This is a genomic window from Streptomyces sp. NRRL S-1022 (genome assembly GCF_000720135.1).
In the GTDB taxonomy this organism is placed as follows: Bacteria; Actinomycetota; Actinomycetes; order Streptomycetales; family Streptomycetaceae; genus Streptomyces.
This window is the reverse complement of the sequence record NZ_JOIU01000002.1, coordinates 1-14,611: the sequence shown is the minus strand read 5'-3', so window position 1 is coordinate 14,611 and position 14,611 is coordinate 1. Positions and strand designations below refer to the sequence as shown.

General features: G+C 74.5%; 8 protein-coding genes. 5 read left to right on the top strand and 3 right to left on the bottom strand.

The features are described 5' to 3' along the window. Positions 1 to 18: 18 nt before the first annotated feature. From IG05_RS0101905 to IG05_RS0101895, 3 genes are read right to left on the bottom strand one after another with little or no spacing between them, the layout of a single operon-like run. Positions 19 to 819 carry a hypothetical protein gene (locus IG05_RS0101905; protein WP_030338552.1) on the bottom strand — a complete coding sequence of 267 codons (801 nt, stop codon included), beginning with the start codon at positions 817 to 819 and terminating at the stop codon, positions 19 to 21. Then, complete coding sequence (locus tag IG05_RS0101900; protein ID WP_030338551.1) at positions 819 to 2,081, bottom strand: VWA domain-containing protein; 1,263 nt, start codon at positions 2,079 to 2,081, stop codon at positions 819 to 821. Before IG05_RS0101900 ends, IG05_RS0101905 begins: the two co-directional genes overlap by 1 nt. 9 nt (positions 2,082 to 2,090) lie before the next feature. Next, a complete protein-coding gene (locus IG05_RS0101895) occupies positions 2,091 to 3,605 on the bottom strand; it encodes an IucA/IucC family protein (RefSeq protein ID WP_030338550.1) in 1,515 nt (504 codons plus the stop codon). Positions 3,606 to 3,735: 130 nt separating this feature from the next. Here IG05_RS0101895 and IG05_RS0101890 point away from each other — a divergent pair, with 130 nt between their 5' ends. From IG05_RS0101890 to IG05_RS0101870, 5 genes are all read left to right on the top strand, one after another. Next, positions 3,736 to 5,235 (top strand): IucA/IucC family protein, encoded by a 1,500-nt coding sequence (locus IG05_RS0101890; RefSeq protein WP_030338549.1) that lies wholly within the window; start codon positions 3,736 to 3,738, stop codon positions 5,233 to 5,235. A gap of 280 nt (positions 5,236 to 5,515) precedes the next feature. Continuing rightward, complete coding sequence (gene ccrA, locus IG05_RS0101885) at positions 5,516 to 6,895, top strand: crotonyl-CoA carboxylase/reductase (protein ID WP_030338548.1); 1,380 nt, start codon at positions 5,516 to 5,518, stop codon at positions 6,893 to 6,895. Between the two features lies 1 nt (position 6,896). Continuing rightward, entirely contained in the window at positions 6,897 to 7,895 is a 999-nt protein-coding gene (locus IG05_RS0101880) for a 3-oxoacyl-ACP synthase III family protein (RefSeq protein WP_030338547.1), read from the top strand. Further along, on the top strand, positions 7,892 to 8,806 hold the full coding sequence (locus IG05_RS0101875; RefSeq protein ID WP_051789442.1) for a 3-hydroxybutyryl-CoA dehydrogenase: 915 nt from the start codon (positions 7,892 to 7,894) through the stop codon (positions 8,804 to 8,806). The genes IG05_RS0101880 and IG05_RS0101875 overlap by 4 nt, the downstream gene beginning before the upstream one ends. 147 nt (positions 8,807 to 8,953) lie before the next feature. Further along, on the top strand, positions 8,954 to 14,611 hold a 5,658-nt coding region (locus IG05_RS0101870; RefSeq protein ID WP_158838755.1), incomplete at its 3' end, for a type I polyketide synthase.

Sequence of the window (14,611 nt, the reverse complement as noted above, 5' to 3'; positions counted from 1 at the left end):
CTTCGCGTCACATCACGTTCACGCGTTCGGGGGTACCCGCGACGGCCGGCCCGGCCCCCGCGTGAGCACGTACCCGCCGATGCCGGCGAGGGCGGCCAGGACCGCGCCGATGCCGGTCCACACCCAGCGGTCGGACCACCAGCCGGAGGACCAGCCGTCGTCCCGGCCGAAGCTGGAGAGCACCGCCGTCTTCGAACCGTTCCCGCTCTGCGTGGACTTGGCGGCGATACCGGGCACGAGCGGCTTGCCCAGCGAGCCGTCCACCGCCGCCGACCCGCCGATGTCCTTGGAGTCCACGCGCACCTCGGCGCCGACCGGCTGCCCGAGGTCGGCGGCGGCGAGGTCCACCACCGTCAGCCGGATGTAGTACGTGCCCGGCAGCGGGTCGTCGGCCCACGGCTCCGACCAGCCGCGCACCGTGCGCAGCACACAGGCCAGTTCGACCGTGGCGGCGCCCTGCGCGGCGGTGCGGCTCTGGGCACCGTACTGGCAGGCCTGCCGGCGCCGCAGACCGTCGTACACGTCGAGCTGCCAGGTCTCGGAGCCGTGCGTGGCGGGGAGCTTCACCGTCGCCGTGACGGTGGGGCGCTGCCCGGTGTCCGCGGGGAACGACCAGTACAGGTAGTCGCCGGTGGAGCCGGAGGCGGTGGCCCGCTGCCCCTGCTCGACCTCGGTGGCCGTCCGGAAGGAGGAGCCCGCCCGGGTCGGCGCGTCGCCGTCGGCGGACGCGCTCGGGGAGGGCGAGGAGTCGGCGGCGGCCGGCCCGGCGGCCAGCCCCAGCGCCAGCAGCGCGGCGCCCAGCACACGTGTGATCCGCATCAGTTCGTCCTCCAGACCGCGACCCGCCAGCGCGACAGCCAGCCCCACAGCAGACCGGCCAGGAAGCCGGCCAGCACCAGCAGACCGAGCAGCCACCAGCCCCGGCCGAGACCGAAGGCGGCCACGTCGTGGTGCCCCGACGGCCCGTCCACCACGTCCACGGTCAGCTCCAGCGGCAGGCCGGGGCTCGTCTTGACGCCGGCGGCTGCCGCGAACGAGCTGGTGAGCTGGAGGCACACCGTCTCCGCGGGCGCCGTGTCGTCGTCGCTGTCCGGCTTCGGATAGCGCAGACCGGTGGAGACGACGTCGGTACGGCCGGTGCCGGCGGCCTCGCCGCGCACGATCTCCCGTCCGTGCACCGTCACCGCCCGCAGCAGCACCCCGTAGTTCGGGCGCACGGCGCGGTCGTCCGCCACGCTCACCGAGGCACGCAGCTCCTGGCCGGGCTCGACGGCCACCTTGTACCAGCGCTGCCGGTCCAACTCCACCCGGTCGGTGTACAGCCCGGACTTCAGCGCCGGCGCCTGTTCGCACCGCTCCGCGCCCTCGGTGGCCACCGGCGTGACCACCGGATCGGCCGCCCGCTCGACCAGGTCGCCGACCCGGTCGGAGAGTTCCTCCTTGTGCCGTACGTCGGTGTACGTGCCGCCGGTCGCGTCCGCGATGCAGCTGAGCTGGTCGCGGGTCTTGGCGTCCGGCACCAGGCCGAGGGTGTCGATGGTCAGCCCGATGCCCTTGGCCGCTATCTCCCGGGCCACCTCGCACGGGTCGAGCGGCTGGCAGGTGTCCTCGCCGTCACTGATCAGCACGATACGGCGGGTGCCGGAACCGCCGTCCAGGTCACCGGCCGCCTTCAGCAGCGCGGGCCCGATCGGGGTCCAGCCGGTCGGCGCCAGCGTGGCCACGGCCGTCTTCGCGTCGGTCCGGTTCAGCGGGCCGACCGGATAGAGCTGCTCGGTGTCCTTGCAGCCCTCCTTGCGGTCGTTGCCGCGGTAGTTGGCACCCAGCGTGCGGATACCGAGCCGGACCTCCTCCGGCGTCGCGTCCAGCACCTCGTTGAACGCCTGCTTCGCCGCGGCCATCCGGGTGCCGCCGTCGATGTCGCGGGTACGCATGGAACCGCTGACGTCCAGCACGAGTTCGACCTTCGGGGCGGACTGGTCCGTCTCGTCGGCGACCGCTCCGGCAGGAAACGCGATCCCGGCCGTCAGGGCGGCGAGCAGAGCACAGACGCCCGCCGCCAGCCGTTGTCTTGTGATCATCGCCGGATCCTATTGATCAGACGGGCCGCGCTCCAAAACGAGCGGGTTCGGCAGGGACGTCCACCGGTCGCCCGGCGTCCCCGGAGACAGCCGCATCAGCGTCAACGCCTTGGCGGGCAGGGGTTCCTGACGCAGCGCGAGCAGATCGGGGGTCGGCGGGAGGTCCGGCAGGGCGGCGGCCAGGGCCGTGCCCAGGGCCGGTCCCGAGCCCGCCGTGGCGGCCAGCGCGCCCGCCACCAGCGAGCCGAACAGCTTGCGGCGCAGGGCGGTGTCGTCGTCGGTGAGCAGGCGGCCGGCGACGTCGGGCGGGGCGATGCCGTGCCGGGCCAGCCGGGCGGGGCTGATCCGGATGTCGGCCAGGTCCCGGTAGACCAGGCGCCGCGGGCTGCCGTCGGCCGCCAGGACGACCAGCAGGTTCTGCCCGTGCGCCTCCAGGGCCACCCCGAGATCCAGCAGGCGCAGGCCCACGGTGAGCGCCAGCCGGGTGAACGCGGCCAGCCAGGCGGGGGAGCCGGGCAGGGACGTGGTGGCGAGGGCGGCCACCGGCAGGACCCGCTCGCCCGGCCCCGCGTACACCTGCGGCGACTCCCGCAGCAGCGCCGCCAGATCGGCGGAGTGGGCCGTGGCCGCGCCCAGCGTGCGGGTGATGTGCAGCAGGCCGTCGGTGCGCGCCGCCAGCGCCTCGGCGAAGCCGGACAGGGACGCCGCGGTCCGTACCGAGGCAACCGAGATGTCCCGCACCGACGACGTCAGCCGGGCGCTGAGCGCCGTCTTGACGTGCGGGCCGCCGGGCAGCGCCAGGGTGCGCAGGGACATCAGCGGACGGGCCGGGCGCCAGACGTCGTACGACCGCCCCAGCACGTGCGCGGCCTGCCAGGGGTGCACCGGCAGCAGGAGCCGTCCGCCGTCCCGGAGCTCGTCCGGCCAGTCGCCGGACAGCAGGCAGCCGGCCGCCGGCACCGGCACCGTCCCCAGCTCCACCACCGGCCCGTGCTCCGGCCCGTACGCCAGCTGGTCCGCCACCGAGAAACCGGGCCGGGACCGGCAGTTCGGGTGGAACGGGTGCCCGTCGACCACGCGCTGCTCCCACTCCCAGTCCTGCGCCGGCCACTCCTGCGGGTGATCCGCACCGGCCCGGGACAGCGCCAGTGAGGCCACGCTGTGCGCCAGTTCCGCGGCGAAGCCGGACGCGTGCCGCACCCCGAGCGCCGCCGTGAGCCGCGCCGGATCGTCGTACCGCTCCCGGTCCAGGCGCACGGCGGTGACGTACGCGCCGGTGGCGTACGGGTCCGCGGCCGGCCCGTGCAGCATCCGGCCGTCGGCCAGGCGCAGCGCCAGCCCGTGCGCCCCCGGCACCCGGCCGGTGACCCACGGCAGCGGCTCGTGGGCCAGCGCCCGCCACAGCCGGGTCAGCACGGCGGCGCGGGCGCCCGGCAGCTCGGCCGTGTACCGGGTCAGCAGGCCGGGCCGGACGGCGGCCAGCTCCTCGGCGATCCCGGTGTCGGCGGTGGGGGGACGGTGCACGGTCGGCTCCTCGGGTACACGGGGCACACCACGATTGTCCGGGACGACAGCCATACTGATCGTCACCGGCTCCCGGACGGCGCACCCGGCGTGCGCGGGGAAGACCGCGGGGCCCCCGGACGAAGAACGAATGGATCGCGTGGACCTCACACCCCCCAGCGGTGCCGTCGGCCGCCGCGCCGACGCGTACGCGACCGCGCCCCTGCTCAACTGCCTGCTGCGGGAGGTTGCCGAGCCGCTCCCGGACGACGGGGACCGGCGCGTGCACCGGCTGCCGGACGGACGGCTGCTGCGGGTGCGCGCCGGGCGGCGGCCCGCGGACCCCGAGGTGCACACGGCCGGGTCCTGGCACCCGGTCGGCCACGCGGAGCTGGTCAAACTGGTCGCCGAGGAACTGCGCCGGCACACCGGGCTGCCCGGCGGCGACCTGCCCGCCGAGATGATCGACAGCCGGGAGGCGGTCGCCGCCCTGCTCACCGCCCGCGCCCGGGCCACGGCACCCGCGGACCCCTACCTGCGCTCCGAGCAGTCCCTGCTCACCGGCCACCCCTACCACCCGGCGCCCAAGGCGCGCGGCGGCGGCCCGGTCGCCTCCTGGCTGCCGTACGCCCCCGAGGCGCACGCCCGCTTCCCGCTGGTGCTGCTCGGCGTCCGCGAGGACCAGGTGGCCGAGGAGGGCGACACCCGCGCCCTCGACGCCCTCGGCACCGCCCCGCCCGGCTACCGGCTGCTGCCCGCCCACCCCTGGCAGCTCGACCTGGCCGCCCGCGACCTCGCCCCCGCCTTCGCCGACGGCCGGCTGCTGCGGCTCGGCACGACGGCGTGCGACACCTGGCCCACCGCCGCCGTCCGCACGGTGTACGAGCCGCGCCGCGACCTGTTCCTGAAGTTCAGCCTGGACGTCCGCATCACCAACGACATCCGCCGGCTGTGGCGCCACGACCTGCGCCGGGTCCGCCGCACGGACACCGCCGCCGGGCACGCCTTCGCGGCGATGGGGCCGCCCGCGGCCTGGCTGAGCGACCGCGGCTACCGCACCGCCGCCTTCGCCTTCGAGGAACTCGCGGTGCTGGTCCGCGACGGGCTGCGCGGCCACCTGCTGCCGGGCGCGACCCCGCTGCTCGCGGCCGGGCTCGCCGAGGGCTTCGAGGGCAGCCCGCTGGCCGCCGCCCCCGACCCGGCCGGCTGGTGGGAGGCCTATCTGCGGCAGGTCGTACCGCCCGCCCTGACCGCGTTCGACGCGCACGGCGTCGTCCTGGAGGCCCACCTGCAGAACACGCTCGTCGCCGTGGACCGGGCCGGCACCCCCGTGCAGGCCCTGTTCCGGGACGCCGAGGGCGTCAAACTGCTGCCCGACGTCACCCGGGCCGCCGGCTGGGAGCGGCTGGTGTACTGCCTGGTCGTCAACCACCTCACCGAGATCGCCGGCGCCCTCGCCGACCTCCACCCCGGCCTCGACCCCTGGCCCGCCGCCCGCCGCGAACTCGCCCGGCACCCCCTGCCCGAGATCCCCGCCCTGCTCACCGCGCCCACCCTGCCCGGCAAGACGAACCTGCTGCTGCGCTGGACCGGCGCGGACGGCGCGGACGCCCGCTACCTGCCCCTGCCGAATCCGCTGGCCACCGCCTGACCTGCGGGCCCCCGGCCGGCGGGCCGCGCGACGCGGCCGCCGGACTGGGGGCTGCCGACCGCGCTGGTGGGGTCCCGGCTAGGGGGCGGTTAAGGGTAGGGGCCGGGGTGCGGAATGCGTAACGTGGTCGCTACCCGGGGTGTTCAGAGGATTCCGGTGCGGTGACGGCGACTTTCGTCTCCCGCACCACCACGCATGTGACCGAGCAGTGGGCGCGCGACGTCTTCAAGGGTGAATTCGTCGTGCGCTGTCGGCTGCTCGCTGATCGAGGAGGGGGACAATGAGCTCTTTGGTCGAAGCTCTGCTCGACGGCGCAGACGCGGGCGAGCTGGAACGGCACGAGCTGCCCGCCGAATATCTGGCCGCACACCTGCGCGCGTCGGACGTAGGGAAATTCGGTGACCGCGCGGACAAGGACGTCCGCGACACGCTGCACGTCGGCCGGGTGCCGATGCCGGAGATCGCGCCCGACGAGGTCATCGTCGCGGTGATGGCCAGCTCGATCAACTACAACACGGTGTGGTCCGCCACGTTCGAGCCGGTATCCACCTTCGAATTCCTCAAGCGGTACGGCCGGCAGGGCGGTTACGCGGCCCGCCACGACCTGCCCCACCACGTCGTGGGGTCGGACGCGGCCGGGATCGTGGTCCGCGTCGGAGCGGGCGTGCGCCGCTGGCGCGTCGGCGACCACGTGGTGGTCAGCTGTGTCCAGGTCGACGAGCAGGAACCGGCGTCGCACGCCGACGCGATGCTCGGCACCGAACAGCGCATCTGGGGCTACGAGACCAACTTCGGCGGCCTGGCCCACTTCGCCGTCGTGCGCGCCGGTCAGCTGCTGCCCAAGCCCGCCCACCTCACCTGGGAGGAGGCCGCCGGGGTCCTGCTCACCGCGGCGACCTCCTACCGCATGCTCGTCAGCGACAAGGGCGCGCGCATCAAGCAGGGGGACATCGTGCTCGTCTGGGGCGCCACCGGCGGCCTGGGCGCGTACGCCGTGCAGATGGTGAAGAACGCCGGCGGCATCGCGGTGGGTGTGGTCAGTTCCGAGCGCAAGGCCGAGGTGCTGCGCCGGCTCGGCTGCGATGTCATCATCAACCGCAACGACATCGGCATGGGCCAGGACGCCGCCCCCGATCCGCAGCGGACCATCGAACTGGGCAAGCGCCTCGGCCGGGAGATCCGCCGGCAGCTCGGCGAGGACCCGCACGTCGTGTTCGACTACATCGGCCGGGCCACGTTCGGCATCTCCGTCTTCGTGGTGCGCAAGGGCGGAACCGTCGTCACGTGCGGTTCCAGCACCGGATACGACCACCATTTCGACAACCGGTATCTGTGGATGAACCTGAAGCGCATCGTGGGCAGCCACGCCGCGAATCTCCAGGAACAGGCCGAATGCAATCGCCTCTTCCAGCTCGGTCAGCTGTCGCCGATCGTCTCCGAGGTCTATCCGCTGCACGAAGTGGGTGAAGCGGCCCGGCTGGTCCAGGAGAACAAGCACACCGGAAAGGTCGGCGTTCTCTGCCTCGCGCCCCGGGAAGGACTCGGGGTCACCGACCCCGAGAAGCGGGCGCGTATCGGGGAAGCCCGCCTGAACCCCCTCCGGAACACCGCGGGACAGCCGGACCGGAATACGTCCGCGGTGCTCGAAGGGGCTGTCTGACGTGACGGACTCCTCCATAGGAATTCTCTCGACCGGCTCCTACCTGCCCAAGCGTGAGGTCGGCAACGACGAGGTCGCCGAGCGCGTCGGCGTCACCGCGGAGTGGATCGAACGCAAGACCCAGATACGGTCGCGGCGCTACGCCGCCCCGCACGAGGCGACGAGCGACCTGGCCGTCCGCGCCGGCGCCGCCGCCATGGAGCAGGCCGGGCTGTCCGCGGACCAGATCGACTACATCATCCTGTCCACCTCGACGGGTGACTTCCCCCAGCCGCCGACGTCGTACCTGGTGCAGCACGGGCTCGGGGCCTACGGCGCCGCGTGCTTCGACGTGAACGTCGTGTGCAGCGGCTTCGTGTACGCGCTGGCCCTGGCCCGCGGCATGGTCGCGCTCAACCCCGACAGCCGTGCGCTGGTCATCGGAGCCGACCTGTACTCCCGCATCCTCGACTTCGACGACCGCAGGACGGCCGTGCTGTTCGCCGACGGCGCCGGTGCCGCGGTCGTCGGCGCGGTCCCCGCACCGTACGGCATCATCGACACCGCCCTGACCAGCCGCGGCGACGCCCACCACCTGATCCGCGTGGAGGCCGGCGGCAGCCGCAACCCGGCGACGGCGGAGACCGTCGCCGAAGGCGGTCACTTCTTCCGGATGGACGGCCGCGCCGTACGGGACTTCGTCGCCGACAACGTGCCCCGGGCGCTGGTGGAACTGGCGGAGAGCGTCGGCGTCGAACTCGCCGACGTGCGGCACTTCGTCCCGCACCAGGCCAACGGCGTGATGCTGACCGAGGTGGTCGAGCGCGCGGGGCTCGTCAACGCCCACACCCACCGCACGCTGAGGAAGTACGGGAACGTCGGCAGCGCGTCGGTACCGGTGGCCCTCGACGAGGCCAACCGCAGCGGGGCGCTGGCCGCCGGAGATCTGGTGCTGCTCGCCGGGTTCGGCGGCGGCATGGCCATCGGTGCATCACTGCTGACCTGGGGGACCGGAGCATGACCACGTCCAACGACACACTCACCACACCTGCGGAAAGCCACCCGGACGACCACCCGGACATCCACCGGGTAGGGGTCGTCGGCAGCGGCATCATGGGAACGGGAATCGCCGAACTGTGCGCCAAGGCGGGCCTGGACGTCACCGTCGCGGTCTCCTCCGACGCCTCCCTGGTGTCCGGACCCCAGCGGCTGGCCCGGTCCCTGGACCGCGGGGTCGCCAAGGGCAAGCTCACCGAGCGGGACCGCGACGACGCGCTGGGCCGGGTCTCCTTCACCAGGGACCTCGGCGAACTCGCCGACCGCCAGCTGGTGATCGAGGCGGTCAAGGAGAACGAGCAGCTCAAGCTGGAGGTGTTCGCCGACCTCGACAAGATCGTCGAGGACCCGGACGTCATCCTCGCCTCGAACACCTCCTCCCTCCCCATCGTGCGGCTCGCCCGGGCCACCAGCCGTCCGGGCCAGGTGCTCGGGATGCACTTCTTCAACCCCGTGCCGGTCCTGCCGCTGGTCGAGCTGATCGACTCGGTGGTCACGGACGGCAGGGTCACCGCACGTGCCCGGGCGTTCGTGTCGGACGTCCTCGGCAAGAAGCCGATCGGCTCGCCGGACCGCGCGGGCTTCGTCGTGAACGCCCTCCTCTTCCCCTACCTGCTCTCCGCCATCCGGATGGTCGACTCCGGTCTCGCCACGGCCGAGGTCATCGACCAGGGCATGGTCGACGGCTGTTCGCACCCGATGGGTCCGCTGCGCCTGGCCGACCTCATCGGCCTCGACACCACCGTCTCGATCGCCGAGGCGATGTACGAGGAGTTCAAGGAGCCGCAGTACGCGCCTCCGCCGCTGCTGCTCCGCATGGTCGAGGGCGGTCTGCTGGGCAAGAAGTCCGGCCGCGGTTTCTACCGGTACGCCTGACCCTCGTACGCCCTCGTACGCCCTCGTACGCCCTTGCGTCCGCGCGGGCCCCGGGGTGCGCCCCGGCCCGCCGTGACGAGGTATCCGAGCACGTTCCTGCGCGCGAAGGCCCTGCCGCGCGCGGTCGCCGAAAGGAAGAGCCACACCATGGCCACTGCATCCGTGTCCGGACGTCCGGAAGTCGACACGGTGCCGGGAGAACCCATCGCCGTCGTCGGAATGTCCTGCCGCTTCCCCGGGGCGCCCGGACCGGAGGCGTACTGGCAGCTGCTGCACGCCGGCCGGAGCGCCGTGTCCGACCGGGTGCCCGACGGGCGGCCGGGCCTGCCCGCCGACGCGGTGACCCGGCCGGCCGGATTCCTGGACGGCGTCGACGCGTTCGACCCAGAGTTCTTCGGCATCACGCCCCGGGAGGCGGCGAGCGTCGACCCGCAGCAGCGGCTCATGCTCGAACTGGCCTGGGAGGCGCTGGAGCACGCCGGCATCGTCCCGGCCTCGGTCGAGGGAACGCGGACCGGTGTCTACCTCGGCGCGATCTGGGACGACTACGCCAGGCTCGTCCACCAGCACGGGGCCGCGTCGGTCACCCACCACACCATCACCGGCGTCAGCCGGAGCATCATCGCCAACCGCATCTCCTACCTCCTCGGCCTGCGCGGCCCCAGCCTGGTCGTGGACTCGGCCCAGTCGTCGTCGCTGGTCGCCGTCCAGCTCGCCTGCGAGAGCCTGCGCAAGGGCGACTGCGCGCTGGCACTGGCCGGCGGAGTCAGCCTGAACCTGGTCCCCGAGGGCTTCGTGGTGGCCGAGAAGTTCGGCGCCCTGTCACCCGAGGGCCGCACGTACACCTTCGACGACCGCGCCAACGGCTACGTCCGCGGCGAGGGCGGCGGCGTCGTCGTCCTGAAGACGCTCAGCCGGGCGCTCGCCGACGGCGACACCATCCACGGCCTCATCCGCGGCGGAGCCGTCAACAACGACGGGGGCGGCGACAACCTCACCGCCCCCAGCAGGGCCGCACAGGAGGACGTGCTGCGCCGCGCCTACGACCAGGCCGGCGTCGCCCCCGACGCCGTACGCTTCGTCGAACTGCACGGCACCGGCACCCCGCTGGGCGACCCCGTCGAGGCGGCCGCGCTCGGCGCCGTACTCGGTGCCGGCAGCGGACGGGCCGCCGACTCCCCGCTGCTCGTCGGCTCCGTCAAGCCCGCCATCGGCCACCTGGAGGGCGCCGCCGGCATCGCCGGGCTGATCAAGGCGGTGCTCTGCGTACGGGAACGCACCCTCGTCCCCAGCCTCAACTTCCGCTCCGCCAACCCGGCCATCCCGCTCGGCGAGTTGAGGCTGCGCGTCAACGACGGCCTCAGCGAGCTGGACACCCCCGACGGCACCCCGGTGCTGGCCGGCGTCTCCTCCTTCGGCATGGGCGGCACCAACTGCCACCTCGTCGTCTCCGACTGGACCCCCGCCCCGGAGGACGCGCGGACACCGGAGCGGTCCGCCCCCGCCCGCACGCCCGGGACGCCCACCCCCGTGCCGGTGTCCGGCCGCACCGCCGACGCACTGCGCGCCCAGGCCGGCGCGCTGCGCACCCACCTGGAGACCCACCCCGGCCAGAGCCTCGACGACGTCGCCCACTCGCTGGCGACCACCCGCACCCACTTCGAACACCGCGCGGTGCTGCTCGCCGCCGACCGGGACGAGGCGCTCGCCGGCCTGGCCGCGCTCGCCTCCGGCGACACCCCCGCAGCGGCGGCGGCCGGCTCGGTACGGCCCGGCGAACTGGCCTTCCTGTTCACCGGACAGGGCAGCCAGCGGGCCGGCATGGGCCGCGCCCTGTACGACACCTACCCGGTCTTCGCCGCCGCCCTCGACGACGTGTGCGCCCTGCTCGACAAGCACCTCGACCGCTCCGTCCGCGACCTGATGTTCCTCGCGGAGGACACCGAGGACGCCGGCCTGCTGCACCTCACCGGATACACGCAGGCCGCGCTGTTCGCGTACGAGACCGCCCTGTTCCGCCTGCTGGAGGACTGGGGTGTCACCCCCGACGTCGTCCTCGGCCACTCGGTCGGTGAACTGGCCGCGGCACACGCCGCCGGCGTCCTCTCCCTCCCGGACGCCTGCGCCCTCGTCGCGGCCCGAGGCAGACTGATGCAGCAACTGCCCACCGGCGGCGCCATGGTGTCCGTCCAGGCATCGGAACAGGAGATCCTGCCCACTCTCGCCGGCCGGGAGGACCAGGTCTCCGTCGCGGCGGTCAACGGCCCGCTGTCCACCGTGCTCGCCGGTGACGAGGACGCCGTGCTCGCCGTCGCCGCGCAGTGGCGCGAGCGGGGGCGCAAGACCAAGCGGCTGCGCGTCAGCCACGCCTTCCACTCGCCGCACATGGACCCGATGCTCGACGCCTTCCGCGAGGTCGCGTCCCGGCTCTCCTACGAGCCCCCGCGCATCCCCGTGGTGTCCAACCTCACCGGACGTCTCGTCCCCGCGCAGGAGATCAGCACACCCGGCTACTGGGTGCGCCACGCCCGGGAGGCCGTCCGCTTCCACGACGGCGTGCGCACGCTCGCGGAGCGGGGCGTGCGCTCCTTCCTGGAGGTGGGACCGGACGCGGTGCTCGCGGCGATGGGCCGCGACTGCGTGCCCGCCGAGCACGAGCAGGAGACCGCCTTCCTGCCCACGGCGCGGCACGGCCGGCCGGAGGTCCCCGCACTGCTCGGCGCGCTCGCCGAACTGCACGTCCGCGGCACCGCCGTGGACTGGCACCGCACGGCGCCCGGCCCGGCCGGCCGCCGCGTGCCGCTGCCCACCTACGCCTTCCAGCGCCGCTCGTACTGGCTGCGGGCACCGCAGCGTACGGGCGCCGACGTCAGCTCGGCGGGACTCGCCCCGATCGACCACCCGCTGCTCGGCGCGGTCGTACCGCGCGCCGAGGCCGGGGAACTCATCCTCACCGGACGGCTGTCCCCGCAGGCCCAGCCCTGGCTCGGCGACCACCGTGTGCACGACGAGATCGTGGTGCCCGCCGGTGTCTTCGTGGAACTGGCGCTGCAGACGGGAGCCGAGACGGGCGCCGCGCACATCGAGGAACTGACGCTGCAGTCACCGCTGGTCCTGCCCGCGGACGGCGGGGCACGGTTCCAGGTCGGCACCGGAGCGCCGGACGCCGAGGGGCGGCGCACGTTCTCCGTGCACTCCCGGCCCGAGGACACCGACGCGGACGCCCCCTGGACCCGGCATGCCACCGGCACCCTCGTCCCGGCCCGTCCCGAGATCCCCTCCGACCTGAGCGTCTGGCCCCCCGCCGGGGCCGTACCCCTCGCCGCCGACGACCGCCCCACGCCCCTCGACCCGGGCTTCGCGAGCCTGCGGGCGGCCTGGACCCTGGGCGAGGAGCTCTTCGCCGAGGTGGCCCTGGACGCCGGGCACGGCGAGGGGGCCGCCCGCTTCGCCGTGCACCCGGGCCTGCTCGACGCCGCCCTGTACGCGCTCGCCGGGCACCGGGCGCCCGCCGCCGGCACCGGTCCCGCCGCGGTGTGGCTGCCCGCCGAGTGGCGGGGCATCGCCGTGCACGCGGCCGGGGCGCAGACCCTGCGGGTCCGGATCACCCCCGCCACCGCGGCGGCCCGGACCGGTGCGGCCGGCCCGTTCTCGCTCACCGTGGCCGACGGCGCGGGACTGCCGCTCGCCACCGTCGGCGCCGTCACCCTGGCCCCCCTGTCCGAGGAAGCGGTACACCGTGCGGCCGGCACACCCGGCCGGGAGGCGCTCTTCGAGGTCGGCTGGACCGGCCTGGCGCTCACCGCGGGCGACGCGCGGTCCGGCCGGTGGGCCGTGGCGGGTGACACCGACCTCGGCCTGGCCACCGCCCTCACCACCGCCGACGCGGGAGTGATGGTCCACCCGGACATGACCGCGCTGATCGAGGCGGCCGGTTCCGCCGCCCCCGAGATCGTCCTCGTCCCGTGCCCCACGCCGGTGGTGGCCGGCGGCGGCGAGGTCGCCGAAGCCGTCCGCACCGCCGTCGCGGACACCCTCGTCCGGGTGCGGTCCTGGCTGGAGGACGACCGGCTCGCCGGCTCCCGGCTGGTGCTCGTCACCCGCGGGGCCGTGGCCACCGGGACGGCGGGCGAGACCCCCGACCTGGTGGGCGCCGCGCTGTGGGGTCTGCTGCGGTCCGTGCGCGCCGAGTACCCCGGCCGGGTCGGTCTGCTGGACCTGGGCCGCGAACGGGAGTCGCTGCGCCCGCTGCCCGCCGCGCTCGCCTCCGGGGAGCCCGAACTCGCCCTGCGCGGCGGCTCCGTCCTGGTTCCCCGGCTGCGCCGGTCGCGGATCCCGGCCGGCCCGGCTCCCGCGTGGGAGTCCGGCGGTACGGTGCTGATCAGCGGCGGCACCGGCGGGCTCGGCTCCCTGGTGGCCCGTCACCTGGCCGCCGAAGGCGGCGTGCGGCACCTGCTCCTGGTCAGCCGCGCCGGTGCCGACGCCGAGGGCGCCGCCGAACTGGCCGCCGACCTCGAGGCATCGGGTGTGCAGGTGACCGTCGCGGCCTGTGACGTCGCCGACCGGGACGCCTTGGCCCGGCTGCTCGCCGGCATCCCCGGCGAGCACCCGCTGACCGCCGTCGTGCACGCCGCAGCCGTCCTGGACGACGGCGTCGCCGCCACGCTCACCCCGGAGCAGATCGAGCGGGTGCTGCGGCCCAAGGTGGACGCGGCACTGAACCTGCACGAGCTGACGAGGCAGCAGAAGCTGTCCGACTTCGTCCTGTTCTCCTCGGTGATCGGCACGGTCGGCAACGCCGGCCAGGCCGCCTACGCGGCGGCCAACGCCTTCCTCGACGGGCTCGCCCGGCTGCGCAGGGCGGAAGGGCTGCCCGCCCTCTCGCTCGCCTGGGGACCGTGGGACCACGAGGACGGCCTGGCCGGGGGCCTCGGCGACGCCGACCGGGCCCGGCTCCGCCGCCTCGGCCTGCAGCCGCTGGGCGTCGGCGAGGGGCTCGCCGCGCTCGGCACCGCCCGCGCGGTGGACGCGCCCGTCGTCGTCCCCGCCCGCTTCGACCGCGCCGCCCTGCGCGCCAGGGCGGCCGAGGAGGAACTGCCCGGCGCCCTGCGCGGCCTGGTCACCCTGCCCAGGCGCCGGGCCTCCGCCGCGCAGCCGCACCCCGTGACCGGCACGCCCGCCACCGGGCTCGCCCAGCGGATCGCGGAGCTGCCCCGGGACGCCGCCGAGCGGCTGGTGGACCGGTACCCGGGTGGTGTGGGGTCGCCGGAGGATCTGTGGCGGCTGGTGGTGTCGGGCGGGGACGCGATCTCGGGGTTCCCGGTGGACCGTGGCTGGGACCTGGAGGGGTTGTACGACCCGGAGGGTGGGCGTGCGGGGACGTCGTACACGCGTGAGGGCGGGTTCCTGCACGAGGCGGCGGAGTTCGACGCGGAGTTCTTCGGTATCTCGCCGCGTGAGGCGCTGGCGATGGATCCCCAGCAGCGGTTGCTGCTGGAGGCGTCCTGGGAGGCGCTGGAGCGCGCCGGCATCGACCCCCTGGCCCTGCGCGGCAGCCACACCGGCGTCTACGCGGGCACGTTCATGTTCCGTGACGACACCGCGGAGCAGACGGGCGCCGAGGGCCAGCGGATGACCGGCAGCGCGGCCAGCGTCCTGTCGGGCCGCGTGTCCTACACCCTCGGCCTGGAGGGCCCCGCGCTGACCGTGGACACGGCGTGTTCGTCGTCGCTGGTGGCGTTGGACATGGCGGTGCAGGCGCTGCGGCGCGGTGAGTGTTCGCTGGCGCTGGCGGGCGGTGTGACG

Excerpts from the sequence above, each read along its gene's own strand:
- IG05_RS0101905 (WP_030338552.1), bottom strand. The coding sequence starts at position 819 with ATGCGGATCACACGTGTGCTGGGCGCCGCGCTGCTGGCGCTGGGGCTG.
- IG05_RS0101900 (WP_030338551.1), bottom strand. The coding sequence starts at position 2,081 with ATGATCACAAGACAACGGCTGGCGGCGGGCGTCTGTGCTCTGCTCGCC.
- IG05_RS0101890 (WP_030338549.1), top strand. The coding sequence starts at position 3,736 with ATGGATCGCGTGGACCTCACACCCCCCAGCGGTGCCGTCGGCCGCCGC.
- ccrA (WP_030338548.1), top strand. The coding sequence starts at position 5,516 with ATGAGCTCTTTGGTCGAAGCTCTGCTCGACGGCGCAGACGCGGGCGAG.
- IG05_RS0101875 (WP_051789442.1), top strand. The coding sequence starts at position 7,892 with ATGACCACGTCCAACGACACACTCACCACACCTGCGGAAAGCCACCCG.